Source organism: Uliginosibacterium sp. sgz301328 (assembly GCF_041807905.1).
Classification (GTDB): domain Bacteria; phylum Pseudomonadota; class Gammaproteobacteria; order Burkholderiales; family Rhodocyclaceae; genus JBGVSA01.
In genome coordinates this window covers 20003-43003 of record NZ_JBGVSA010000001.1, presented here as the reverse complement: position 1 = coordinate 43003, position 23001 = coordinate 20003, and the positions used below count along the sequence as shown (strand labels likewise).

At 64.4% G+C, this 23001-nt stretch carries 22 protein-coding genes and 1 riboswitch; of the genes, 11 read left to right on the top strand and 11 right to left on the bottom strand.

Annotation, left to right across the window (positions count from 1 at the left end; translation table 11 throughout):
* Positions 1-75: 75 nt before the first annotated feature.
* Together ACDA63_RS00190 and ACDA63_RS00185 are read left to right on the top strand one after the other, a co-directional pair.
* Positions 76-990, top strand: a complete 915-nt coding sequence (locus ACDA63_RS00190) for a LysR family transcriptional regulator (RefSeq protein WP_373661134.1) — start codon at positions 76-78, stop codon at positions 988-990.
* Positions 991-1154: 164 nt separating this feature from the next.
* The gene (locus tag ACDA63_RS00185; protein WP_373661133.1) at positions 1155-1502 is read left to right on the top strand and encodes an energy transducer TonB; all 348 of its coding nucleotides are present in this window, start codon (positions 1155-1157) and stop codon (positions 1500-1502) included.
* On the opposite strand, the gene ACDA63_RS00180 is transcribed toward ACDA63_RS00185, so the two are convergent.
* The 3 genes from ACDA63_RS00180 to ACDA63_RS00170 form a co-directional block, all read right to left on the bottom strand.
* Positions 1492-1827 carry a DUF190 domain-containing protein gene (locus ACDA63_RS00180; protein ID WP_373661132.1) on the bottom strand — a complete coding sequence of 112 codons (336 nt, stop codon included), beginning with the start codon at positions 1825-1827 and terminating at the stop codon, positions 1492-1494. The genes ACDA63_RS00185 and ACDA63_RS00180 overlap by 11 nt on opposite strands.
* A gap of 23 nt (positions 1828-1850) precedes the next feature.
* The gene (crcB, locus tag ACDA63_RS00175) at positions 1851-2237 is read right to left on the bottom strand and encodes a fluoride efflux transporter CrcB (protein ID WP_373661131.1); all 387 of its coding nucleotides are present in this window, start codon (positions 2235-2237) and stop codon (positions 1851-1853) included.
* A 110-nt stretch (positions 2238-2347) separates the two neighbouring features.
* Positions 2348-2413: riboswitch (Fluoride riboswitch) on the bottom strand.
* A 16-nt stretch (positions 2414-2429) separates the two neighbouring features.
* Positions 2430-3524, bottom strand: coding sequence for a hypothetical protein (locus ACDA63_RS00170; RefSeq protein ID WP_373661130.1), 1095 nt, complete (start codon positions 3522-3524; stop codon positions 2430-2432).
* Positions 3525-3616: 92 nt separating this feature from the next.
* Between ACDA63_RS00170 and ACDA63_RS00165 the strand changes: the two genes are divergently transcribed.
* On the top strand, positions 3617-4063 hold the full coding sequence (locus ACDA63_RS00165; RefSeq protein WP_373661129.1) for a hypothetical protein: 447 nt from the start codon (positions 3617-3619) through the stop codon (positions 4061-4063).
* An 8-nt stretch (positions 4064-4071) separates the two neighbouring features.
* Positions 4072-4521, top strand: coding sequence for a hypothetical protein (locus ACDA63_RS00160; protein WP_373661128.1), 450 nt, complete (start codon positions 4072-4074; stop codon positions 4519-4521).
* Here ACDA63_RS00160 and ACDA63_RS00155 read toward each other — a convergent pair.
* Both ACDA63_RS00155 and ACDA63_RS00150 read right to left on the bottom strand, forming a co-directional pair.
* The gene (locus tag ACDA63_RS00155) at positions 4512-5438 is read right to left on the bottom strand and encodes a DUF72 domain-containing protein (protein ID WP_373661127.1); all 927 of its coding nucleotides are present in this window, start codon (positions 5436-5438) and stop codon (positions 4512-4514) included. The two genes, ACDA63_RS00160 and ACDA63_RS00155, sit on opposite strands and share 10 nt — an antisense overlap.
* 3 nt (positions 5439-5441) lie before the next feature.
* Entirely contained in the window at positions 5442-5900 is a 459-nt protein-coding gene (locus ACDA63_RS00150; protein ID WP_373661126.1) for a hypothetical protein, read from the bottom strand.
* A 110-nt stretch (positions 5901-6010) separates the two neighbouring features.
* On the opposite strand from ACDA63_RS00150, the gene ACDA63_RS00145 reads away from it, so the two are divergent.
* Positions 6011-6997 carry a Ku protein gene (locus ACDA63_RS00145; protein ID WP_373661125.1) on the top strand — a complete coding sequence of 329 codons (987 nt, stop codon included), beginning with the start codon at positions 6011-6013 and terminating at the stop codon, positions 6995-6997.
* 15 nt (positions 6998-7012) lie between these two features.
* A complete protein-coding gene (gene ligD, locus ACDA63_RS00140) occupies positions 7013-9490 on the top strand; it encodes a DNA ligase D (RefSeq protein WP_373661124.1) in 2478 nt (825 codons plus the stop codon).
* 6 nt (positions 9491-9496) lie between these two features.
* Here ligD and ACDA63_RS00135 read toward each other — a convergent pair whose 3' ends face one another.
* From ACDA63_RS00135 to ACDA63_RS00115, 5 genes are all read right to left on the bottom strand, one after another.
* Positions 9497-9991: a DUF421 domain-containing protein gene (locus tag ACDA63_RS00135; RefSeq protein ID WP_373661123.1), complete on the bottom strand. Its 495-nt coding sequence runs from the start codon at positions 9989-9991 to the stop codon at positions 9497-9499.
* 115 nt (positions 9992-10106) lie between these two features.
* On the bottom strand, positions 10107-10958 hold the full coding sequence (locus tag ACDA63_RS00130; RefSeq protein WP_373661122.1) for a D-hexose-6-phosphate mutarotase: 852 nt from the start codon (positions 10956-10958) through the stop codon (positions 10107-10109).
* 24 nt (positions 10959-10982) lie between these two features.
* Positions 10983-11567, bottom strand: coding sequence for a DNA-3-methyladenine glycosylase I (locus ACDA63_RS00125; protein WP_373661121.1), 585 nt, complete (start codon positions 11565-11567; stop codon positions 10983-10985).
* Between the two features lie 21 nt (positions 11568-11588).
* Complete coding sequence (locus tag ACDA63_RS00120) at positions 11589-14300, bottom strand: GNAT family N-acetyltransferase (RefSeq protein ID WP_373661120.1); 2712 nt, start codon at positions 14298-14300, stop codon at positions 11589-11591.
* A gap of 101 nt (positions 14301-14401) precedes the next feature.
* Positions 14402-15232 (bottom strand): pyruvate, water dikinase regulatory protein, encoded by an 831-nt coding sequence (locus ACDA63_RS00115; protein WP_373661119.1) that lies wholly within the window; start codon positions 15230-15232, stop codon positions 14402-14404.
* Between the two features lie 130 nt (positions 15233-15362).
* Between ACDA63_RS00115 and ppsA the strand changes: the two genes are divergently transcribed.
* The 5 genes from ppsA (at position 15363) to ACDA63_RS00090 (ending at position 20250) form a co-directional block, all read left to right on the top strand.
* Positions 15363-17732, top strand: coding sequence for a phosphoenolpyruvate synthase (ppsA, locus tag ACDA63_RS00110; RefSeq protein ID WP_373661118.1), 2370 nt, complete (start codon positions 15363-15365; stop codon positions 17730-17732).
* A gap of 290 nt (positions 17733-18022) precedes the next feature.
* Positions 18023-18880 carry a M23 family metallopeptidase gene (locus ACDA63_RS00105; protein WP_373661376.1) on the top strand — a complete coding sequence of 286 codons (858 nt, stop codon included), beginning with the start codon at positions 18023-18025 and terminating at the stop codon, positions 18878-18880.
* A 3-nt stretch (positions 18881-18883) separates the two neighbouring features.
* Entirely contained in the window at positions 18884-19246 is a 363-nt protein-coding gene (locus ACDA63_RS00100) for a hypothetical protein (protein ID WP_373661117.1), read from the top strand.
* A gap of 43 nt (positions 19247-19289) precedes the next feature.
* Positions 19290-19718, top strand: coding sequence for a polymer-forming cytoskeletal protein (locus ACDA63_RS00095; protein ID WP_373661116.1), 429 nt, complete (start codon positions 19290-19292; stop codon positions 19716-19718).
* A gap of 88 nt (positions 19719-19806) precedes the next feature.
* Positions 19807-20250, top strand: coding sequence for an NfeD family protein (locus ACDA63_RS00090; RefSeq protein WP_373661115.1), 444 nt, complete (start codon positions 19807-19809; stop codon positions 20248-20250).
* Between the two features lie 78 nt (positions 20251-20328).
* On the opposite strand, the gene ACDA63_RS00085 is transcribed toward ACDA63_RS00090, so the two are convergent.
* A complete protein-coding gene (locus ACDA63_RS00085) occupies positions 20329-22815 on the bottom strand; it encodes a mechanosensitive ion channel domain-containing protein (protein ID WP_373661114.1) in 2487 nt (828 codons plus the stop codon).
* Positions 22816-23001: the final 186 nt, after the last annotated feature.

Below are 23001 nucleotides of genomic sequence, written 5' to 3'. Positions count from 1 at the left end.
GCAGTGAATGCAGTGTGGCGAAGCATCGGCAAATAAGGAATTGACGAAGATGGCGGATCGGTTATACAAAAATGCATGGCCTCGAAAATCCCCTGGGAATGGTATCGATCCTTCCTCGCTGTGCTCGACGAAGGTTCGCTCTCTGGCGCTGCCCGCGCGCTGGACATCACACAACCGACGGTCGGGCGGCATATTGCCGCGCTGGAGCAGGTCCTGCACCGATCGCTGTTCACACGCTCTCCGAGCGGGCTGCGGGCGACGCAACTGGCCCACGAGCTGGAACGTCATGCGCGGGCGATGGACAGCACGGCGGCCGCGCTGGAGCGGGCGGCCGCGTCCGCCGACGAGGCGGTTGGCGGGGTCGTCCGGATCACCGCCAGCGAGGTCGTCGGCGTTGAGGTGCTGCCTCCCATCGTTGCCGCACTGCGGGCGCAACATCCGGCGCTCATGATCGAACTGGCATTGAGCAATCGCGTGCAGGATCTGCTCCACCGCGAGGCGGATATCGCCGTGCGCATGACACGCCCACAGCAGGAGCAACTCGTCGCCCGCCGCATCGGCGACATCGAACTGGGCCTGCATGCCAGCGATGCCTACGTTGCCCGGCACGGCGTGCCGAGCACCGTCGACGAACTGACCGCACACGCGCTCATCGGCTTCGATCACGCGACGCCATTCATTCGCGCCGCAACGCGGACGTTTGGCAACCTGACGCGCGAGAGCTTTGCGCTGCGGGCCGACAGCGACGTGGCGCAACTGGCGTTGATCCGTGCCGGCGCTGGCATCGGCATCTGCCAGCAGCCGTTGGCGCAACGCGGCGGCCTCGTGCGGGTGCTGGCGGAGCGATTCTCCATGCGGCTCGAAACGTGGGTGACGATGCACGCGGATCTGCGGCAGAACGTAGCTTGCCGCACGGCGTTCGATGCCTTGGTGGCAGGCTTGGTGGAGTACATCGGTGCAAGCGCCGATGACGTTGTCGAACCGCACTGAGAGACCGGTTTTTTTCTAATGGTTTACGTATGGATTATTGCGTTGAAGACGGCTCCGTCGACCGGCGCGCATCGGCTGCCGCCTGTCTGCCGCACGGGGGCGCGTCAACCAGGACCGATGTCTTTTGCGCCTATGATTCGCCGCAACCGTTCTGTGAGCCGACCATGCGTCTCATTGCCCTGTTACCGTTCATCTTCCTGGCTGCGTGCGGCAGCACCAGCACCAAGGCGCCTCCGACCCCGCAGGCCGCGCATCTGTTGTCGACGCCCAAGCCCGAATACCCCACGACTGCCATGCAGGGCGGCCAGCAAGGAAGGGTGGTGGTGAAGGCATGGCTGACGCCGGATGGCGAGGTCCAGCGCACCGCGGTCGACCGCAGTTCGGGCTGGCCCGCGCTGGATGTCGCTGCGCTCGAGGGCGTGAAGGACTGGAAGATCCGGCCCGCGCGCACGGCGGACGGCAAGATGGTCGATACCATCCTGCTGCCGGTGGATTTCCGCCTCAAGGATTGATCGGTTCGTCCCAGTCTTCAGTACTGCCGAATTCGATCGGCACGCGCGCATAGAAGATCTTCAGGCCTTCCTCGCGCAGCCGGTGGAAGAGGGTGTTGGCCAGCGCTTCGCTGGTGAGCATCGTGACCTGCACGGGCTGGTCCGCCAGTTCGAAGAAATGCGCCGCATGCAGCTTGAGGCTGCGTCCGTAGCCTTCCGTTGCCGCCATCACGGTGGCCCCCTGCACGCCGATCGCCCTGGCTTCGCGCAGGAGCCATTCGCACAGCGGCAGACCGCCATGCTGCTGGTTCTGTTGCGTGAAGAAAATGAGCTGGAAGCCTTTCATGATGTCCTCCTCGCGCAGACGTTTCAGAGCCGCAGCCACGACACTGTGGCGATGCCTGCGATGGTCATGATGAGCGAACCGCACACGTGCGCCGCAATGGCCGCGCCCGCCCAGGCGATGCGTCCCTGCTGCAACAGTGTCGTCACTTCACCCGAAAAGGTCGAGAACGTCGTCAGCCCGCCGAGAAAGCCGGTGATCACCAGCAGCCGCCACTCGGGCGCCAGATCGACGTGCAGGGCGAAGAACGCCATCGATACGCCGATCAGGTAGCCGCCGATCATGTTGGCCAGCCACGTGCCGGGCGGGATCGTCGGGAACAGGCTGTTGAAGGCAGTGCCAAGAATCCAGCGCATGATTGCGCCGAGCGATGCACCCAGCGAGATGGCGAGGAGAGAACGCAGAATCGTCATGGAATATTCAATCGGTCACGGTCAGGAGTTTGCCGCATGGATGACCGGCCGAACTGGCGGCAACGCCGCCTGAGGTGCGGGCACGCGCCTGCACCGTCTCCGGACCGGGAGACCATGCAGGCATCATCAGCCCCGAAAGGGGCGGTTCAGGGAGGAATGCCATCTCCCGGGCGGCATGGTAGCACCGCGTCTTCAGAATCGGTAGAAGCCGGTGATGATCACGTCGTTGCGGGTGTTGCCGAAGCCTATTTCGCCAGCGATGCCCCACGACTTGGAGATGTTCCAGTTCGCGCCGACGAGGTAGTTCCAGCTCTGCACCTGCTTTTCTGTGATGTCGAAGCTCATCGTGGTGTCGCGGCCGATGACGGTGTCCGCCGTATTGAAGGTGAACTCCCCGGTCAGGTTCGAGGTGCTGCGCAGGTAGGTGCCCCCGACGTAATAGACCACTGACCCGAGGTCCTTGAGCGGCTGCGACCAGCCCACGCGCGGCGCGATGTTGAGCGCCCGCGCGGGCGAATCGGAGATGCTGGCGTCGGTCAGCACATAGGTGATCGGCAGGGCGAAGAAGATCTGGTGCCATGCGCCCGCAACCGTCATGCCCACGCCGTAGCTGTTGCCCCGGTAGTTGGGCTTGGCCGTACCGGACAACGTCTTGCTGCACAGGTCGGGCTGCAGGCGTGCGGGAAGGTTGCAGCCGGACACGCCGAGGTAATTCATCAGATCGCGCCCTGGAATGGAGATATCGATGTCGCCTTCGCCGTGTACCTGACCAAGGATTCCGTACACGTTGAGGAACGGAAAAATCCATGCGCCGCCCTGGACCTGGTACGAGCGGGTATGGATCTCGGTGCGGGTGAAGTTCACAAAGTCCAGCGTTTGCGGACTGGCTCCGTTGAAGCCGATCTTCAGGTCCGACAGGTGGTACTCCTGGTCGCCGGAAAACAGCGACACGCCAATGTCGTACGGGTTGGGCAGGTCGTAGCCCTGGTCGATGACGCGCTGCGCGAAGAACGGCAATGCGCGATCCCACTTGCGCTTTTCGGCGTCCGCGGCGGGCCGGGTGATCGGTGCCGTCGGTGCCGTCATCGGCGGCAGAACGCGTCCGGCGTAGGCAAAGACTTCGCTTTCCCGAACCTCCGCCGGCTGGCCCGCCCGCGCGTCGATGTCCGGTTCTTCCGCATGCACGGTGAGCGCGACCAGCATGCTGCCTGTTGCGATGTAGACGCGAAATGATGTGTGGCGATGGGACGAGATTCTTGTTGCGTGGTCCTGAGCGGGGACTGTCATGCCTCTCCTTCCGGATGCGCTGCGCGGCCTATGCGGTTTGACTGACAGGCACATGCTAGAGTGAAGATGCCAACAGTCATCGGAGAGGCCTCATGCCGTTTCGACGTTCGTTGTATTCGTGGATTGCGGTGGCGTTCTTCGTCGCCGGTTGCGCGACACATCCCGAGCCGCCGGCCGACACCATCCGCAAGGAAATGGCCGCTCTGCGAGACGCGATCGACAAGGCTGTGAAGGACCCGGAGCGCGCCGAGCAGGCCCGACAACAAAGCGTCGCCATGGAGACCGATCTGCTCGCGCTCGAGCAAGCCGTATATCAATCCAGCATAGAGCTGCGAGCCCTGAATGCAAGGCCGGACGCCAGCAGGGCGGATTTCGATGCCGCCCTCGACAAGTTCGATGGCACGCGCGCCAACCTGCGCCAACGCATTGTGGACCAGCATCTGGCCCTCGTCGCCAGCACGACGGCCGACGAGTGGAAAGCGCTGTTCCCTTACGAGAGCCGGGCCATGCTGGCCAGTGTCCGCATTCCGCAACGGTGAGTCATTCCATGCTTAACAAACGCAAGCAGCGCGGTCAGGTGCTCATCGTCATTTTCGTGACGACCTTGTTGATCGGCGGATCGATCAGCGTCATGTCGAGCGACGCCGTCGGCGGCAGGGCCATCTCGGATCTGCGCAAGGACGTCATCCACGTCGTGCAGGACGAGGCGCGGCGCAATGACATCGGCAGCGTATTGGACGATATGGAAAAGGCCCGGAAGAAAATCGGCGACCAGCACGCCGACAACGCCAAGCGCTGGCTCGAACTCCTGGCGGGGCACGACAGCACGCGTCAGCAGTTTGACGACCTTGCCACCGCGGTCGAAGTCGAAAACCGCCAGCAACGGAACGATTTCGTCGGCCTGCGTTTTCGTCTGCGCGATCTGATGAGCGAAGACGAATGGCGCAAGCTCTTCCCACCGCCGCAAGCGCCGGACCCCATCGCGCTTCACCCCTGAGGGATCAGTTCGTCGAGGATCGGCGCGTGGTCGATCAAGCGTTGTGCCGCGCCCAGCCGTTGGGCCAGGCGCGCCGCGTCGTACGGTGCCTTTACCTTGATGTCGTTGTCGAAATAGCAGAACACCTCGCGCGTATTGCGGGCGGGCGGGGCGTCCTGCGAAATCCTCGGTGAATTGCGCGGTTGCCTGCCGTGGCGCCATGCGTCGATGTGCTGCGCCCAATCATCCAGCGCCTTGTCGGTGTACCCGCTGGCATAGAGTTCCTTGTCGCCGTGCAGGCGCATGTACATGAAGTCGGCCGTCACGTCCTGGCATGAAGGCCAGCGTCCGGCCGTGTCGGCCACGACCAGCGCCACCCGGTACTTGCGCAATAGCTTCACGAAGCGTTCGTCCACGAAGCTGTAGTTCCGTATCTCCATGGCATGGCGCATGACCCACTTGCGCGGACTGTGTGTCTGGGCCCGTCCGCGCAGGTGCGCATCGTGGCGTTCGGCCAGGCGGCCGGCGGCATCGGTGTCGTGCGGCAGAGCAGCGAGGAAGGGCTCCAGTTGTTCCGGATCGAAGGTGAATGAAGGCGGGAACTGCCACAGGATCGGCCCGAGCTTTTCCTGCAGGCTGAAGATGCCGGAGGCCATGAAGTTGGCGAGCGGCGCATCGAAGTCGCGCAGCCGGCGCACGTGCGTGATGAAGCGCGGCGCTTTCACGCTGAACACGAATCCATCGGGTGTGGCCTCACGCCATTCGGCGTAGCGCTGTGGCGTCTGCAACGAATAGAACGAACCGTTCAGCTCGATCGTGGACAGCGCACGCGAAGCGTAGGCGAGTTCCAGTCGCTGGGGCAGACCTTTGGGATAGAACTCGCCGCGCCACGGCGCGTAGCGCCATCCAGAGATTCCGACGCGAACCAGGCCAGCCATGCCTTATTTCGCCGGCCAGTTGAAAACGGTCTGGCTGCTTGCGCCCCCGACCTTCACGCGCTGCGAACGCGGCATGTCCTTGTAGGACGCCTGCACGGTGTACTCCCCGGTGGGCAGGCGCAGCAGGCAGCTCGGTCCATCGCTGGTGAATTGCAGCGGCTGCTGCAGGCCATTGCCGCGAATGGTGACGCTGACGCCACTGACCCAGGCCCGTTCCGGGCCTTCGGTGAAGAGAAATTCGGCGTTGGAGTCGCCCTTTTGCTTTTGCAGCGCCGCCATGCCCTCGGCCGAAATGCCACCGCAGACATACCCGGCGTTGTCGCCCGCCGGGTGCCACGACGGCACCGGGTCGGCCGACCAGGCGGGTGCGGAGAGAGCCAGCACGGCGATCCACGACGCGTTGCGATGGACGATGGTGGCTGCCTTCGCGTTGATCAGCGTCTTGCGAATGTTCTTGGACATGGTGTGCTCCTGAGCATAGTCGACATGTTCGATCCTGCGCCGCAAGAAACGTGCACGGATCGGGAACGGCGCTTGCTGGAAGTCTTGGTCTCGCCGCAAGGAGGCCCATCATGGCATCGCGTGTCGTGTGGAAAGGCGCCATCTCGTTCGGGCTGGTGCACGTGCCGGTCGTATTGCGCGGCGCTTCGCGCGCGAGCCGGCTTGATTTCGACTGGCTGGATCGCCGCGACATGGCGCCTGTCGGTTACCTGCGCATCAACAAGAAGACCGGCAAGCCCATCGAAAGCGAGAACATCGTCAAGGGCTACGAATACCAAAAGGGCGAATACGTGCTGTTTTCGGACGAGGACTTTCGCGCGGCCAACGTCGCAGCCACCCAGACGGTCGACATTCTCTCGTTCGTCGATGCCGCCACCATTCCACCACTGTATTTCGACACTCCGTATTACCTCGAACCCGACCGTCGCGGCGATAAGGGATATGCGCTGCTGCGCGAGACGCTCCAGCGGACCGGCCGCGCCGGGCTTGCCAAGGCGGTGATCCACAGCAAGCAGCATCTGGCTGCGCTGCTGGTGGTCGATGATGTGCTGGTGCTCAACACCATGCGCTTTGCCGAAGAGGTGCTGAGCACCGCCGATCTTGCCTTGCCGTCGGATTCGCTTACCAAGCTCGGCATCGGCAAGCGGGAACTGGACATGGCCGAGCGGCTGGTCGAGGAAATGACCGAAGCCTGGGACGCCAGCAAGTACACCGACACCTATCGTGAAGATCTTCTCGAACGGGTCGAAGCCAAGATCCACAGCGGACAGACGCACGTCATGGCCCAGCCATCGGCCGACAAGGGCGAGCGGGCCAGCGCCGACATCATCGATCTTGTCGAAGTGCTCAAGCGCAGTCTCGATGAGCGGGGCGGGCAGCGAAAGGGCGCGTCGTCGCGCGCCAGGCCCGAACCCCCGCCCGAGCCCCGCACGCCAACACGTGCGCGCCGTGCGAGCGCCAGTACCGCCAAAACCCCCGCCAAGGCGCCGGCCAAGGCTTCCACAGCGCGTAGCGGCGGCCGCGCCGGGACGACGGGTACTCGCCGCAAGAGCGCCTGACGCGGGAACGTGCCGATGCCATCCACCGACCGTCTTGCCCGTTACCAGCAGAAGCGCGACTTCGGCGTGACGCGCGAGCCGCGCGGCCAGCGTCCGACGGGCCAGACCCGCGGATTGTCATTCGTCGTCCAGCGCCATGAAGCGCGCCGGCTGCATTACGACTTTCGCCTGGAATGGGACGGCGTGCTGGTGAGCTGGGCCGTGCCCAAGGGGCCGAGCCTCGATCCCGAGGTCAAGCGGCTGGCCATGCACGTCGAAGACCATCCGATCCAGTACGGCAGCTTCGAGGGCACGATCCCCGCCGGCCAATACGGCGCGGGCAAGGTCGCGATCTGGGATGCGGGGACCTGGACGCCGCTCGAGGACGACGTCAACGGCGCCATGTCGCGAGGCCATCTCAAGTTCAGGCTCGACGGCGAGCGTCTGTCGGGCGAATGGATTCTGATCCGCACGCAGCGCGGCGACGCGGGCAAGGAGAGCTGGATTCTGCGCAAGCTCGATGATGCGGACGCGCGTGCCGGCTACGACGCCGAGGATGACGCCGCGCCGCTGCGCGCGCGCGTGGCCCAGCGCAGGCATCGCGCCGCCCAGCCCAAGACCGGAACGACTGTGGCGAAAGGCAGGAAGCAACCGCTGCCGGCCACCATGAGTCCGCAACTCGCCACGCTGGTCGACGAGCCTCCGGTGGACCATGGCTGGGTCTACGAAATCAAGTACGACGGCTATCGCATGCTGGCCCGCGTGGAGCGTGGCGCGCGCCGCGCGAAGGTCGGGCTGGTCAGTCGCAACGGGCGAGACTGGCTGGGCAAGCTGCCGCACATTGTCGACACGTTGGCGCAGGCAGGGCTGCCGGATTGCTGGCTCGACGGCGAGATCATCGTGACGGGGCACAACGGCCTGTCGGATTTCCAGGCATTGCAGAACGCACTGTCGGGCGACTCGTCGGACGTCGTCTTCCGTGTGTTCGACGTGCTCTTCGCGGACGGCCGCGACCTGCGCAGCGAGCCGCTGTCCGCACGACGTGAAGTGCTCGATGCGCTGCTCGGGCAACTTCCCGCCGACGGCCCGGTGCGCGCTACCGAGGTGGTGTCGGACGACGGTGTGGCAGCCTATCGCGAGGCCTGCCGACTGGGCCTGGAGGGGCTCATCGGCAAGCGCCTGGACGCGCCCTATGTGCCACGCCGAAGTCCCGCATGGATCAAGCTCAAATGTCGGCCGAGGCAGGAGTTCGTCATCGGCGGATACTCGGAGCCGGCAGGTTCGCGCACCGGGCTGGGGGCCTTGCTGGTCGGGCTCTACGACGACCGGGGGCAATTCCAGTATGCCGGCCGCGTCGGCGCCGGGTTCGACGTGCGCACGCTCGAGCGGCTGAGCGAGCAACTCAAACCGCTGGCGCGCAAGCGCAGTCCGTTCGCCACGCCGCCTTCGCAGATCGGCAGGGCGACCGCGGTGCATTGGGTCGAGCCAAAACTGGTCGCGGAGATTGCATTCGCCGGCTGGACGCACGAACGCATCCTGCGACAGGCGTCGTTCATGGGGCTGCGCACCGACAAGCCAGCCCGCGACATTCACAAGGAGAAAGCTGTGCACGCCGAAGATCTGGATGCGCCCGTCGTGGGCGTGCGCATCTCGCACCCGGAGCGCATCATCTTTGCCGATACCACGCTGCGCAAGATCGATCTGGCGCGGTACTACGCGGCGGTCGATGCGTGGATCATGCCGCACCTGAAAGGCCGGCCGCTGAGCCTGGTGCGTTGCCCGCAGGGGGCCGAGAAAACCTGCTTCTTCCAGAAGCACGTGCCGGAGGCGCCTGAACACACGCATCAGGTATCGATCGCGCAGAAGGGCGAGCCCGAGGAAAAGCTCGTCGTCGTGGACCGCATCGGCGGCGCGGTCGGACTCGTGCAACTCGGTGCGATCGAATTCCACACCTGGGGCGCGCGCGAGCCGAAGATCGAACAGCCGGACCGCATCACCTTCGACCTCGACCCGGACCCCGATCTACCGTGGAAAACGGTACTGGAATCGGCCACGCTGACGCGCGCGCTGGTCGAACAGATCGGCCTCAAGTGCTTCGTCAAGACGACCGGCGGCAAGGGCCTGCATCTGGTCGTGCCGATCCGGGGCGCGCGCAGTTGGGACGAGGTCAAGGCATTCGCGAAAGGCGTGGCCGAGCACATGGAAAGTGTCATGCCGGAACGCTTCGTCGCCAACATGGCCAAGGCGCGCCGCCGCGGCAAGGTCTTTGTCGATTACCTGCGCAACGGACGCGAAGCCACCGCCATCGCGGCGTTCTCGGCCCGTGCGCGAGCCGGCGCGCCGGTGTCGATGACCATGGCGTGGGACGAACTCGACGCGGCGCAGGATGTGCGCGAGGACTACTTCAACATCGTCAACGTCCCGCAGATCCTCGCCGACCGCGAGGACCCCTGGGCGGACTACGACGCGCAACGCGCAACGCTCTCCGTGGCGATGTTGAAACTCTTCAAGTGAGCGAGGTCATTTCTTTTTCCGCTCGATGACGCTGACATCGCCGTCGCTTTCCATGTAGGCGCGTCGCACCTCGGAGAAGTTCTCGATGCCGTGCATGCGCAGCTTGCTCTTGAGGTCGTCGAGCGAAATGAACTGCCGCCGCAGTTCGCGGTACAGGACGCGGCCGTCCTTGATGAGCAGGATCGGGCGCGGTTCGATGAGCTTTTCCAACCACGGAATGCGCCAGGACAGCCAGTCGAGCATCACGTTCCAGAATGCCAGCGTGAGGACCAGCACGACGCCGTCGCTCAACGTGGTGTATTCGCCCGCCATGGCGTTCTGCGACGCATCCGCCACCAGCACGACGAACAGGACGTCGGCGATGCCGATGGAGCCGACGTCGCGGCGGATGACAAAGCGGAAAAGGATGAAGAGAAACCAGTACATGAGCGTGCCGCGCACGATGATCTCGAGTACCGGTACGTCGAAGTCGAAGATGCTGCCAAGATCGAGCGAACCCATCGGAGCCATCCGGCAAGCCGCCGCGGCGGCGATACTGCCGTCATAGCAAACGCTGTGCCGCAGCACATGAAAAAACCCGCACGGTGGCGGGTTTTTTATTGGAGCACGGTCCGTCTTACATGGCCACCAGCGTTTGGCGACCCCACCACGTGCCGTCCGGATCGAGCTGAACCGGTTTCTGGATGGCGCCCGCTTCGACGCAGATCATGTAGCGGAAACCGTTGTCCGGCATGTCGGCGATCTTGGCGCAGCGCTCGACCCACGGATTCCACACGACGGTCTCCGGCATGTTCTCGGCGTGGATGCCGAGAGAGCGGTGCGGCTCGCGCAGCAGCAGCGGGTTGCGGGTGTCGTAATAGACGCGGTCGGTTTCTTCGGAGATGGCGACGGTGATGCCGGTCTCCAGCTTGTTGTCTTCCTTGCTGACGTTGTCGAAGTAGTGTTGGCCGCGCAGCCCTTCGAGCGTGGCTTCTTCGACTTCGCGCATGCGCAGGTAGGTGTGCAATGCGGCGGTAAACGAGAAAGGCTGGTCGCCACGGTTTTCGATCTCGAGTTCCATGTCGAGACGATCGCCCGCCACGCTGACGGTCATTTCAGCGATGAAGGCATGTGGCCACATCTCGCGCGTGGCGGCCGTATCGGTCAGGCGCAGCACGGCCATGGCGTAGTCGTCGCCGGTGCGGGCGTCGCTGACTTCCCAACTGAAGAGGCGGGCAAAGCCGTGTCCCGGCAGCGGGCCACGCGTCGAGAATTGCGGAAAGCAGATCGGCACGCCGCCACGCACGGGCTTGCCGTCGGCGAACTCCGACTTCTCAGACATGTAGAGACGTTCCTGCCCATCGGCGGTCTTCCACGACACGACGTGCGCGCCATGCAGCAGGATGGTGGCCTCGGCGCCATTGGGCGCGCGCAGGTGGACGGCCGGCAGGCCCTGGTAGGTGATGTTCTCGGTGATTGCTGTGGTCATGGTTGTTCTAGTGGGCGGGAAGGGTTACGGAGCCAGCCGCGCGACCTCGGCATGGCGGAAACACTCGACGACATGATCGTTGACCATGCCGACGGCCTGCATGTGAGCATAGCAAATGGTGCTGCCCACGAAACGGAAACCCCGGCGCTTGAGGTCTTTCGACATGGCGTCCGATACGGGCGTGGTGGCGGGCACCTGCGACATGCTCTTCCATTTGTTGCGAATCGGTTTGCCATCGACGAAGCGCCACATGTAATCGGAAAAGCTGCCGAATTCGGCCTGCACTTCGAGGAATGCGCGGGCGTTGTCGACGACCGACGCGACCTTGAGCCGATTCCGAATGATGCCCGCGTCTGCCATAAGACGATTCTGATCGGCGTCAGTGTAGCGAGCGATGCGACGCGCATCGAAGCCATGCAGCGCGCGGCGATAGTTCTCGCGGCGGCGCAGGATGGTGATCCACGAAAGCCCGGCCTGCGCGCCTTCCAGGATCAAGAACTCAAAGAGTTTGTCGTCGTCGGTGACGGGCACTCCCCATTCGGTATCGTGGTATTCGACATACAGCGGCTCGCTGCCGGCCCATTGGCAGCGGCATCGGGTATCGGACATGGTGTTTTCCGTAGTAAGGGCTCAGGCGCGCAGGTCGAGCGTGCCGTGGCGCAGCGTTGGTGTTTCAGGGTCGGGAACGATCACAAAGCCGATGTTGCGCACGAAGCGCAACATGCGCTCATTGTCCGAGAGGAAAACGCCCTTCATGGTCTTGAGCCCGCGCTCGCGCGCGCAGCCGATGAGCGTTTCCATGAGCTTGCGGCCGACGCCGCTGTGCTGGAAGGCATCGGCCACCACGATGGCAAATTCGCAGCTCTCGCCATCCGGATTGGTAGAGTAGCGGCATACGCCGATCTCCAGCGGCTCGCCGTCGCGTTCGATGATGGCGATCAACGCCAGCTCGCGGTCGTAGTCGATCTGCGTGAGCTTGGCCAGCAGCGACGGCGGCAGTTCGCGCAGCGCGCTCATGAAACGGAAGTACTTGGTCTCCGCCGACAGCGCGCGTACGAAGGTCTGCTCGAGTTCGGCGTCTTCGGGCTTGAGCGGGCGGATCAGCACGGGCGTCCCGTCGCGCAGAGTCCATTGCAGTTCCAGCGTACTGGGGTAGGGGTGGATCGCCATATGCGCATAGCGGCCGATACCCTCGGCGACGTGGCCGACCTCGATCTGCACATCGCCCGCGATGGCGCGGCGCTCGTCCGCGTACAGCGGCACGATATCGAGCGAGCGCACCCATGGCAGCTCGCACACCATTTCGGATACGCGCAGCAGTATCTGCTCGATGCAATCGATGTCCGCGGCCGGCAGCAGATCGAGCCCCGAGAGCGCGCGCTCGGCGTGCGTCTGCCGGATCAGATCGCGAGCCAGGAAAGCATTGAGCGGGGGCAGGGCGACTGCGCGATCGGGCCAGTGGTGCGGGCTCAGGCTGCGTTCGCCAAAACCGATCACCGGGCCGAAGACCGGATCGCGCCACACGCGGATGGCCAGTTCATGGCTGCTGCGCGTGTCGAGCACGCGCTCGACCGACAGGCTATGTATGGCCGTGCCCGGAGCCTTGCGGGCGAGGCTCGCCTGGATGGCGCGCCACGCCAGGCGCACGGCAAGCTCGTTGGGCAGCTCACTGCGCACCAGCGATGCCGCGCCGGTGCCGTCCGGCACAGTCGCGTCCGGCCGCAGCGCGATCGGGTAGCCCAGGTCATCGGCGATCGACGTGGCGTCGTTCTCGGAACGCGCCACGCGTGCTTCGACGACCGGCACGTGGAAGGCCTCCAGCACGGCCAGCGCTTCGGAACGCAGCAGCGTGGTGCGGCGTTCTCCGAGGGCGTGTTCGATGACCGCGCGTGCGTCGCCCACGGCCGGTTCGCGTGCATCTTCCAGCGGTGCCGGCGCCTGCGTGAGCAGTTGCTGGTTCAGGTAATAGTTGGTGATGTGCGAGAACAGCTCCACGGCCGTTTCCGGCGTGCGCAGCGATGGAATGCCCGCCGACTGGAACAGGCCTCGCGCATCGCGCGTGTGCTCGTCGCCGAGCCAGCAGGTGAGGATTGGCTTGTCGCTCTTGCCGCGCAGCGCGATCACGCGCTCGGCCACTTCGGTCGGCCGCGTCATGGCCTGCGGCGTGAGCAGGCACAGCACGCCGTCGACGCCATCGTCCTGCAGCAGCGCTTCGAGCGCGGCGGCGTAGCGCGCCGGGTCGGAGTCGCCGATGAGGTCGACCGGATTCGACAGCGACCAATGCGGTGGCAACACCTTGTTGAGGCGCGCCAGCGTATCCGGCGACAACTGCGCCAGCGGAATGCCAAGGTCGCCGGCGCGGTCCGCCGCCATCACGCCGGGGCCGCCGCCGTTGGTGATGATCGCCAGCCGGTTGCCGCGCGGCCGGAAGTGCAGGAACAAGGCCTTGGTGGCCGCATACAACTGGCTCAGGTTGTTGAGCCGGATGACGCCGGCGCGGCGCAGAGCCGCGTCGAACACGGCATCTTCACCCGCGACGCCACCGGTATGGGTGAGTGCCGCGCGCAGGCCCACGGGATGACGTCCAACCTTGAACACCATGACCGGCTTGGCGCGCGCCGCCGCGCGCAGGCCGCTCAGAAAGCGCCGCGCATCGCGGATGCTCTCGACGTACAGCAGCAGGCTTTCGCTGCGGTAGTCCCACACCATGTAGTCAAGGATCTCGCCGAAATCGAGGTCGCTCGCCACGCCCAGCGACACCACGTTCGAGAACCCCACTTCGGCGGGGCGCGCGTAGTCGAGGATGGCCGCGCACAGCGCGCCCGACTGCGAGATGAAACCGATGGAGCCTGAGATGGGAGGGACCAGCGCGAAGGTGGCATTGAGTCCCGATTGCGGACGGGCCAGGCCCAGGCTGTTCGGACCGAGCAGCCGCAGGCCATGCAGGCGCGCGGCCTTGAGGACTTTCTGTTCGAGCTGTGCGCCGGCCGCGCCCGATTCGCCGAATCCCGCCGACAGCACGATCGCTGCCCGTACGCCCGCCCGGCCGCATTCGGCCACGATGTCCGGCACGGTATGGGCAGGGGTGGCGATGACGGCCAGGTCCACGCGCCCCGGCACGTCGCCGATGCGGCGGTAGCAGACCAGGCCCTGTACGCGCCGGTACTTGGGATTGACGGCAAAGAGCGCGCCACGAAAGCCGCTCTCCAGCATGTTGTGGACCAGCACCGCGCCCAGGGCGCCCGCGCGTTCGGTCGCGCCGATGATGGCGACCGATTGCGGCTCGAACATGTGGCTCAGGTAGTGCCGTTCGTCGAGGAGGATGGGCGATTCGCTCTGCATGGTCGAATCATAAGCACTTGTCGGCCGCGCGGCGCAGCCGTCCGCCGCTTTAATTGTCGGCCAGTTGCGAATTGTGGCGCGCGTCGGTGGGCGGCAGTGGCCTAGAAGCCGTTCTGGCCGATGCGCACTTCTTGCATGATCTTCGCGGAAATCTCTTCGATCGAGCGCGATGTGGAGTCGATGAAGGTAATGCCTTCGCGCCGCATGAGCTTTTGCGCCGCTTCGATTTCGTAGCGGCAATTGTCCAGGTCGGCATAGCGGCTGTTCGGGCGGCGTTCCTGGCGGATCTGCGCCAGCCGGTCGGCGCTGATGGTCAGCCCGTACAGCTTGCTGCGATAGCGGTGGAGGTCGCCGGGCAGTCGGTTGCGTTCAAAGTCTTCGGGGATCAGCGGATAGTTGGCCGACTTCACCCCGAACTGCATGGCCAGGTAGAGGCTGGTCGGCGTCTTGCCCGAGCGCGACACGCCGACGAGGATGACGTCCGCATCTTCGAGGTCCTTGTCGGTCACCCCGTCGTCGTGCGCCAGCGTGAAGTTGATCGCCTCGATGCGCGTCTTGTAGTCCTCGCTCTCCGCGATGCCGTGAAAGCGCCCCACGGTGTGGGTGGATTTCACACCGAGTTCGGTTTCGAGCGGGTCGATGAATTTCTCGAACAGGTCCAGGAACTGCGCTTGCGTCGCTCGAAGGATGGCAACGATATCGCTTTGCACGAGCGTGCTGAACACGATCGGACGGCGCCCGTCGCGCTGCGCGGCTTCGTCGATGCGCCGCGCGCAATCGGCGGCGCGTTCGGGCGAATCGACAAAAGGTGCCCGGACGTGCCGGAACTGACAGTCGGGAAATTGGGCGAGCAGACTATGCCCGAGGGTTTCGGCAGTGATGCCGGTACCGTCCGAAACAAAGAAGACGGTACGCTTTGTGCTTTGCAACATGATGAGTTTATCGCCTCCAGGCGGGTTTCTGCATAGGACGTAACCTGATGGGGAATGCTCTTATGCGGTGCACCATTCCTGGCTGGATAGAATGCGGCCACTTTTGCGATTGCGCAATACAGGTGAAACGATGAGCCGATATGTCATTCCGTTCGAATCGCTGCGCATGACTGACGTCGACAAGGTCGGCGGCAAGAATGCCTCGCTGGGTGAAATGATCAGTCAGCTTGCCGATGCAGGCGTCCGGGTTCCCGGCGGGTTTGCCACCACCGCCGACGCGTACCGGCAATTCCTCGCTCATCAGGGCCTGGCCGAACGCATCGAAGCCGAACTCTCCCGGCTCGACGTCGACGACGTCGCCACGCTGGCCCGCACCGGCGAGAAAATCCGCCAGTGGATCATCGATACGCCGCTGCCGGCTGCGCTCGAAGACGAAATCCGCACGCACTACGAAGCGCTCGTCCGCGACGGAGAGGGTTCCTTTGCGGTGCGTTCCTCGGCCACGGCTGAAGACCTGCCGGATGCCTCCTTTGCAGGCCAGCAGGAAACCTTCCTGAACATCCATGGCTTCGACAATATTCTGCACGCCATGAAAGAGGTGTTCGCCTCGCTCTACAACGACCGCGCCATCGCGTATCGCGTGCATAAGGGCTTTACGCATGCCGAGGTGGCCTTGTCGGCGGGCGTGCAGCGCATGGTGCGTTCGGACCTGGGCGCCTCGGGTGTGATGTTCACCATCGATACCGAATCCGGCTTCAAGGACGTGTGCCTGGTGACCGCTTCGTACGGGCTGGGCGAGATGGTGGTACAGGGCGCGGTCAATCCCGATGAATTCTACGTGCACAAACCGACGCTGCGCGCCGGCCGGCCGGCCATCGTCCGCCGCAGCCTCGGCTCGAAGATGAGCCGCATGGTGTTCAGCGAAACGCGCGAAGCCGGCAAATCGGTGCGCACGCAGGACGTGCCGGAAGCCGAACGCCATCGCTTTTCGCTGACCGATGACGAAGTGCTCGAACTCGGCCGCTATGCCGACATCATCGAACGTCACTATGGCCGTCCCATGGATATCGAATGGGGCAAGGACGGCGACGACGGAAAAATCTACATCCTGCAGGCACGTCCGGAGACGGTGAAGTCGCAGGCTTCTAGCCTGCAGATGGAGAAGTTCCGCCTCAAGCAACACGGCAAGGTGCTGGCATCGGGCCGCGCCATCGGCCAGAAGATCGGCGCGGGGCCTGTCCGGATCGTCCAGCACGCGTCTGAAATGCATCGCGTGCAGCACGGCGACGTGCTCGTCACCGACATGACCGACCCGAACTGGGAGCCGGTCATGAAGCGCGCGGCCGCCATCGTGACCAATCGCGGCGGGCGCACCTGCCATGCGGCAATCATCGCGCGGGAACTGGGCATCCCGGCATTGGTGGGTTGCGGTGATGCGACCGAAGTGCTGACCGAAGGCGAATCGGTCACGGTGTCGTGCGCGGAGGGCGACACCGGGCACGTATATCGTGGCCGCCTCGACTTCGAGATCCAGACCACCGACATGGGCAATCTGCCGGAACTGCCGGTCAAGATCATGATGAACGTCGGCAACCCGGAACTGGCCTTCGAGTTCGCCCAGATTCCGAATGGCGGCGTGGGGCTGGCGCGGGTGGAGTTCGTCATCAACAACATGATCGGCATCCATCCCAAGGCGATCCTCGAACACCGTCAGGTGCCGGCAAGCCTCAATGCCGAAATCATGCGTCGTTCGCGTGGCTACGCCAGCCCGCGCGAATTCTTCATCAGCCGCTTGACCGAAGGCGTGGCGACCATTGCAGCGGCTTTCTGGCCGCAGCCGGTGATCGTGCGCCTGTCGGACTTCAAGTCGAACGAATACCGCAAGCTGCTCGGCGGCGAAATCTACGAACCCGAAGAAGAAAACCCCATGATCGGCTTCCGCGGCGCTTCGCGTTACATCGCGCAGAGCTACCGCGACTGCTTTGAGCTTGAATGCATCGCCATGAAACGCGTGCGTAACGACATGGGCCTGACCAACGTTCAATTGATGGTGCCGTTCGTGCGCAACCTCGAAGAGGCGCGCGGTGTCGTGGACCTGCTCGCAGAGCATGGTCTGGCGCGCGGCGAGAACGAACTCAAGCTCATCATGATGTGCGAAATCCCCTCGAACGCATTGCTGGCGGAAGAGTTCCTGCAGCATTTCGATGGCTTCTCGATCGGCTCCAACGATCTGACTCAACTGACGCTGGGTCTGGATCGCGATTCGGGCCTGGTGGCACATGCCTTCGACGAACGCGATCCGGCCGTCAAGCAGTTGCTTTCCATGGCGATCAAGACTGCGAATCGACTGGGCAAGTATGTCGGGATCTGCGGACAGGGGCCGTCAGACCACGCGGATTTCGCTGAGTGGCTCATGGATGAGGGTATCCAGACGATTTCGCTGAATCCCGACACCGTTGTAGATACGTGGCTCAAATTGGCTGCGCATCGGAGAATCTGATTTTGAGAAATTTAGCATCATCGTGTAGGTGTATTCCGCTCATCCTCTCCTGATCACCTTCGCGCGTTTTTGTGCGGGAATCCAGCAGTCTTCCCGCGCTAAAATCCCGTCCTGTTTTTCCTGCCACGGCGATCCGCACTGTCGGATCGCCGTGGTGTCTGCGTGACTCGAAGCGTTTTCGTAAACCGCCGCCGCTCGTTGGGCGGTCAAGTCCTGGCCGGAGTTGTCCTATGGCTTTGTTGTTGCTATCGAATCGATCTGCGACGCGCAGCGGCGTGCGTGCCGTGAGTATGCGTCTGGCGTTGTCGGTCGTTGCGGTGTGCGCCACTGGCGTTGCTGCCCTGGGCTTTGGTGCCGGCGTGCTGGCCGGCCGCATGACGGCCGAAACGCCGCCGGCGGCCGTGGCGCAGGCCGATCCGGTGCGCGACAGATTTTCCATGCAGCAATTGGGCACCTTGTCCGGCCGCCTGCTGCGACTGGAGTCCGACGCGCAGAATCTGGTGCGCAAGGTCGGCCTGCTGGATTCCATCGAAAAGAAGTTGAACGGCCTGCGTGCCGGCGAAGTCGGCGTGACGCCGAAGTCTGGCGCCGCCGGCGGCAGGCTGCTGCCAGCGCGTAAATGCGGGGCAGGGCGCGACGCTTCCCTCGACTCGGCCGCGGTCGATGTGCGTTGCCTCGAAGACATGCTCGCCCTGGTCGATGCCGCGGCCCGCGAACGCACGGTGGCCCTGCTGGCGGTGCCCGCCCAGTTGCCGGTCGACGATCGCGAAACGGGTTCGCCATTTGGCAATCGCGTTGATCCAATCAATGGCCGTGTCGCATTTCATTCCGGACTGGATTTCCCCGCGCCGACCGGTACGCCGATCCACGCCGCTGGCGGCGGGACGGTGCGCTTTGCGGGCTTCATGAGCGAATTCGGCAACATGGTCGAAATCGACCACGGCAACGGCCTGACCACGCGCTATGCCCACGCCTCCAAGCTGCTCGTTCGCACGGGTGACGCGGTAACGCCGCGCCAGGTCATTGCACAGGTGGGGTCGACAGGGCGTTCGACGGGTGCCCACCTGCATTTCGAAATCCTTCATCAGGGACGCTACGTCGATCCGGCTCAATACCTGACGCTGGCCGGCGACATGTCGGCGCTGTAAGCGATGGCACGCCACCGTACCAAGCGCCTCGCGCAGGCCCCTTACCGCATTCGGGTACAGGAAGGCCGCATGAACAACTGGTGGCGTGCCGGCCTTGCCGTGCTCGCCCTGCTGCTGGCGGCCAGCGCCTGGGCGCTGGTGCGTACGCCATCGGCCAGCGCCATCCAGCAGGCCGAACTCGTACGTCTGCAGGCCGCCAATAAGGCGCTGCAGGAACAACTCGAACGCGTGCGGCTCGATGCCGAACACCAGGCCGCGACCAACGCCGAACTGGTTCGTCAGATCGCCGAACTCAATGAACGTCTCGGGCGCGTGCAGGCCGACGCCAGCTTCACCCGTTCGAGCAAGCCGCCAACGCGCCAGTAGCAGGCGCAGCAGAGAATCTTTGTATCAACGCAGGAGAAACGCCATGTTCGGTTCCAAGAAGAACACCACCGTCGAATTGACCAAGTTGTCGAGCCTGATTGCCGGCTCCGTCGAGGTATGCGGCGATGTGAACTTCGTCGATGGCCTGCGCGTGGATGGTCACGTGCGCGGCAATGTCAGCAGCAAGCCCGGCGTACAGAGCCTGCTTGTGCTGAGCGAACAGGGCAGCATCACGGGCAATGTCACCGCTTATGACGCGGTGATCAACGGCACCGTCAAGGGCGACCTCGAAATCGAACACTTCCTGGAACTCCAGCCCAACGCGCGCGTGACGGGCGACATTATCTATCGCCAGTTGCGGATGGACTGCGGCGCGGTCGTTGACGGCTGCCTGTGCTCGGCCAATGACAGTTCTCGCAAGGAAGCGCCGGCCGGCAATGTGGTCGAGCTGCCGGGCGCTGCCAGCGCCTGATCCATCCCGGGGTCGCCATATTGCGGCACGGGGTACCATTGACGTACCAGTGCGTGCGCGGCGCGCATGGTGGTCAGGGGAGAAAGCAATGCAATGGTGGATGTGGCTGGTGCTCGGTTTCGGACTGATCTCTGCCGAATTGGTGGTCCCGTCGTTTTTCATCATCTGGTTCGGAGTGGCGGCAATTGTCGTTGGCTTGCTGGTCATCGTGCTGGCGCCCGCGATCGGCGTGCAGATCGCGGTGTGGGCGGTGCTGTCGGCACTGTTGACGGTGTTGTGGTTCCGCGTCTTCAAGCAACGCACGGTGTCGTCTTCCGGCATGTCGGACGCGGCACTCGGCGAGGTGGGTCTGCTGGTGCATGACGTGCGCCCCTATCATCCGGGCAAGGTGCGATTCCAGCGCCCCATTCTGGGCGCGGATGTGTGGGATTGCGCCGCAGAGCGCGAAATCTCAACCGGCGCGCGTGTTCGCGTCGTAGCGGTCGAAGGCAGCACCCTGCGCGTGGAGAGTGCGGAGCATCCGGCGCACTGAATGCGAGAGTCCAAGCAGAAAACGACAGACAGAAGCCCTGCGATTGCAGGGCTTTTTTCATGGTGGGCCGCGATCGACTCACGGGCCCGTCGGTTCTTCGGTCGATGGCCCTTGCTCAGCGCCCGTGTCCGGCTTTGAAGGTAGCGACGGGCCGGGGGCGTGGGGTTGTCGTATCCACACGTCGCGCTGCGGAAAGGGGATTTCGATGCCGGCGTCCGAAAAGCGCTTGAGGATGCTCTCGCGGATGGCGCTGGCGGTGCCGCCCGCGACATCGGTGTCGTTCACCCACGCCAGCAGACGGAAGTCGAGCGAGTTGTCCCCGAATCCGACGAACAGGGCCAGCGGCGCCGGAATCGACAGGATGTCCGGGTGCGCGCGCGCGGCTTCGACCAGATGCCGCTTCACCTCTTCGGGATTGCTGCCGTAGCCAGCACCGATCTCCACCTCGATCCGGCGCCGACGATTCGACAGCGTCCAATTGAGCAGGTCCTTTGAAAGCAGATTGCCATTGGGCACGATGACATCGCCGCCCTGGAAGGTCCGGATGGTCGTGGCGCGAATGCCAATGTGCTGCACCACGCCGCTGGCGCTGTCGGTCTCGACCGTGTCGCCGACATGGATCGGCCGCTCCAGCAGCAGGATCAGCCCCGATACGAAATTATTGACGATGGCCTGCAGGCCGAAGCCCACGCCGACGCCGACCGCGCCCGCCACGATCGTCAGCTTGGTCATGTCGATGCCCGCGGCGGCCAGCGCGAACATGAAACCGAGCAGGGCCAGCGCGTACCGCGTGAGTGCCGAGATCGCGTAGGGCACGCCATCCGACAGGTTCAGGCGCGGCATGATCTCGTCTTCCAGCAGAACCCGCACCACGCCCATCAGGACCCATGTGCCCACCAGGCATAGCGCCACTGTAATGAGCGCTCCGAGCGAGATGCTGGCTTCGCCCACGTCCAGTCGCAACGCCATCAGGGCACTGACGGCGCCAGGCACCGTGTCGTACAGGCCGAATGCGAACATCGTGCCCACCAGCACGCCGATCACGCACAAGGTGGCCTGGATCCGGAACAGCGCATGTTCGAGCGTTGCGCGCCGTCGCTGCACGATGTGGAAGCCGCGCGCGGCCGGCGTGCGCAGCGCGACGAGCCCGAGCCCCAGCGTGGCGTAGAACGCCGCCGTATAGGTGACGGCAAATCCCAGGGTGCCCAGCACGCCGGTGCGCAATGTCGCCGCTACGCCGACGAACCCCACGATATTCGTGTACAGCGACACGGCCAGCGCACCGAGCGCCAGCCATGCAATCGTCTTGAGGGCCCGACGCTTGCGCGGCGTGCCGACGTTGCCCGGCAATTTGCGCAAGTCATGCCAGAGGGCTGCGCCAACCAGGATGGCCTGCGCCGCCATGACCAGACGATCGATGCCGGGCGCGAACTCCAGCAACGAGCGGAACGGCGAGGCCAGCAGCGCGATCGCCAGCGCCCACACGGATGTGCGCACCGCCGGCCCGAGTGCCGATACGGTGAGCGCCGCAGCCGGCAGCGGCACGAACAGCCACAGCAGGTCGTAGAACGCGATCGGTCCGCGCGGCGCACTCAGCGCCACATACAGCAGCGTCACCAGCAGGGCGACCCAGAACGGTCGATGCATGACGCGCCGGCAGCGCTCCATTTCGATGGGCAGGGTGGTCACGTCGTGCAGCGAAATCTCACGGGCGCGCCTCATCAACCACAGGGTGAGGCCGAAGATCGCCAATGCCAGCAGCGCGAGAAACGTTCCGTGGAGTTCGAAATATGCCTTGATCTGCCGTCCCTGCGCGCTCCATTCGGCACGCACTTGCGGCAGGTGGCTGCGCTCGGCGTCGTAGATGCGCCAGATCGGTTCGGCTTCCGCCTCGCGCAGCGCCTGGCTCACGCTCAGGCGACGCGCCGAAATGCGCGCGCGCACCTCCTCCACGCGCGAGCGCAGCTCCACCGCGTTGCCCAGAAGCACCAGCAAGGCATCGCGCCGTGGGCGCAATGCGCGAATGTCGTCGTCGATCGTGCCATGCACCGAATCGATGCGTGCCTGCAAGGCCGGAGATGCCTCGAGCTGCTTTGCGAGTTGCGATCGCTGCGCCCATTTGTCGCGTTCTTGCTGGAGGTCCGCCAGCAAGGACTCGATGTCGCCGACGCCTGATCGCAGCCGCTCGATCATGCCGGACAGCGTCACATCGTCGTTGAGGATGGCGGTCTGCATGTCGATCAGTTCACCCGCGCCGGCGGTCGATCCATCGGCGCGTTCGATGCGGGTCAGCAAGGCCCGCAGCTCTACGTCCTGTTGCACGAGCTTGGGGGCGAGTTCCTTGAGCGGTGCGATCTGCTCGCTCACGCGCGCTGCCCGCGAGGCAAGGCGGTCCGGTGCGTCCAGCGCCGAGACGATTGCCGCCAGCGTCGTTTCGGCGGGCGCCGACGACACTGCGAGGCTGGATGACGAACTACTGGAAGATGCCCCGCTGGCGGGGCCGGCCACGGTATGCAGGAGCAATACCAGGAGGGTGCAGATGAGGGCGTGCAACGGGTTCTTCATGGGAGTGGGGAAGGCCTGTCTCGTGACACGATCCGGCCGTCATGATGGCCTCATGTCGATGCTTCGTCCACGTGCATGCGCGGCCTCCTTTTGGTGCATGAATTTCAGCGATTGATGCAGCGCAACGGCCAGCCTTCCGAAACCTAAAGTATGCAGCGGGTATACCCGTAATGTGGCTGAAACGTG

Bases quoted from the DNA above. Each gene is read 5' to 3' on its own strand.
- ACDA63_RS00190 (WP_373661134.1), top strand. From the start codon at position 76: ATGGCCTCGAAAATCCCCTGGGAATGGTATCGATCCTTCCTCGCTGTG.
- ACDA63_RS00185 (WP_373661133.1), top strand. From the start codon at position 1,155: ATGCGTCTCATTGCCCTGTTACCGTTCATCTTCCTGGCTGCGTGCGGC.
- ACDA63_RS00180 (WP_373661132.1), bottom strand. From the start codon at position 1,827: ATGAAAGGCTTCCAGCTCATTTTCTTCACGCAACAGAACCAGCAGCAT.
- crcB (WP_373661131.1), bottom strand. From the start codon at position 2,237: ATGACGATTCTGCGTTCTCTCCTCGCCATCTCGCTGGGTGCATCGCTC.
- ACDA63_RS00170 (WP_373661130.1), bottom strand. From the start codon at position 3,524: ATGACAGTCCCCGCTCAGGACCACGCAACAAGAATCTCGTCCCATCGC.
- ACDA63_RS00165 (WP_373661129.1), top strand. From the start codon at position 3,617: ATGCCGTTTCGACGTTCGTTGTATTCGTGGATTGCGGTGGCGTTCTTC.
- ACDA63_RS00160 (WP_373661128.1), top strand. From the start codon at position 4,072: ATGCTTAACAAACGCAAGCAGCGCGGTCAGGTGCTCATCGTCATTTTC.
- ACDA63_RS00155 (WP_373661127.1), bottom strand. From the start codon at position 5,438: ATGGCTGGCCTGGTTCGCGTCGGAATCTCTGGATGGCGCTACGCGCCG.
- ACDA63_RS00150 (WP_373661126.1), bottom strand. From the start codon at position 5,900: ATGTCCAAGAACATTCGCAAGACGCTGATCAACGCGAAGGCAGCCACC.
- ACDA63_RS00145 (WP_373661125.1), top strand. From the start codon at position 6,011: ATGGCATCGCGTGTCGTGTGGAAAGGCGCCATCTCGTTCGGGCTGGTG.
- ligD (WP_373661124.1), top strand. From the start codon at position 7,013: ATGCCATCCACCGACCGTCTTGCCCGTTACCAGCAGAAGCGCGACTTC.
- ACDA63_RS00135 (WP_373661123.1), bottom strand. From the start codon at position 9,991: ATGGGTTCGCTCGATCTTGGCAGCATCTTCGACTTCGACGTACCGGTA.
- ACDA63_RS00130 (WP_373661122.1), bottom strand. From the start codon at position 10,958: ATGACCACAGCAATCACCGAGAACATCACCTACCAGGGCCTGCCGGCC.
- ACDA63_RS00125 (WP_373661121.1), bottom strand. From the start codon at position 11,567: ATGTCCGATACCCGATGCCGCTGCCAATGGGCCGGCAGCGAGCCGCTG.
- ACDA63_RS00120 (WP_373661120.1), bottom strand. From the start codon at position 14,300: ATGCAGAGCGAATCGCCCATCCTCCTCGACGAACGGCACTACCTGAGC.
- ACDA63_RS00115 (WP_373661119.1), bottom strand. From the start codon at position 15,232: ATGTTGCAAAGCACAAAGCGTACCGTCTTCTTTGTTTCGGACGGTACC.
- ppsA (WP_373661118.1), top strand. From the start codon at position 15,363: ATGAGCCGATATGTCATTCCGTTCGAATCGCTGCGCATGACTGACGTC.
- ACDA63_RS00105 (WP_373661376.1), top strand. From the start codon at position 18,023: ATGCGTCTGGCGTTGTCGGTCGTTGCGGTGTGCGCCACTGGCGTTGCT.
- ACDA63_RS00100 (WP_373661117.1), top strand. From the start codon at position 18,884: ATGGCACGCCACCGTACCAAGCGCCTCGCGCAGGCCCCTTACCGCATT.
- ACDA63_RS00095 (WP_373661116.1), top strand. From the start codon at position 19,290: ATGTTCGGTTCCAAGAAGAACACCACCGTCGAATTGACCAAGTTGTCG.
- ACDA63_RS00090 (WP_373661115.1), top strand. From the start codon at position 19,807: ATGCAATGGTGGATGTGGCTGGTGCTCGGTTTCGGACTGATCTCTGCC.
- ACDA63_RS00085 (WP_373661114.1), bottom strand. From the start codon at position 22,815: ATGAAGAACCCGTTGCACGCCCTCATCTGCACCCTCCTGGTATTGCTC.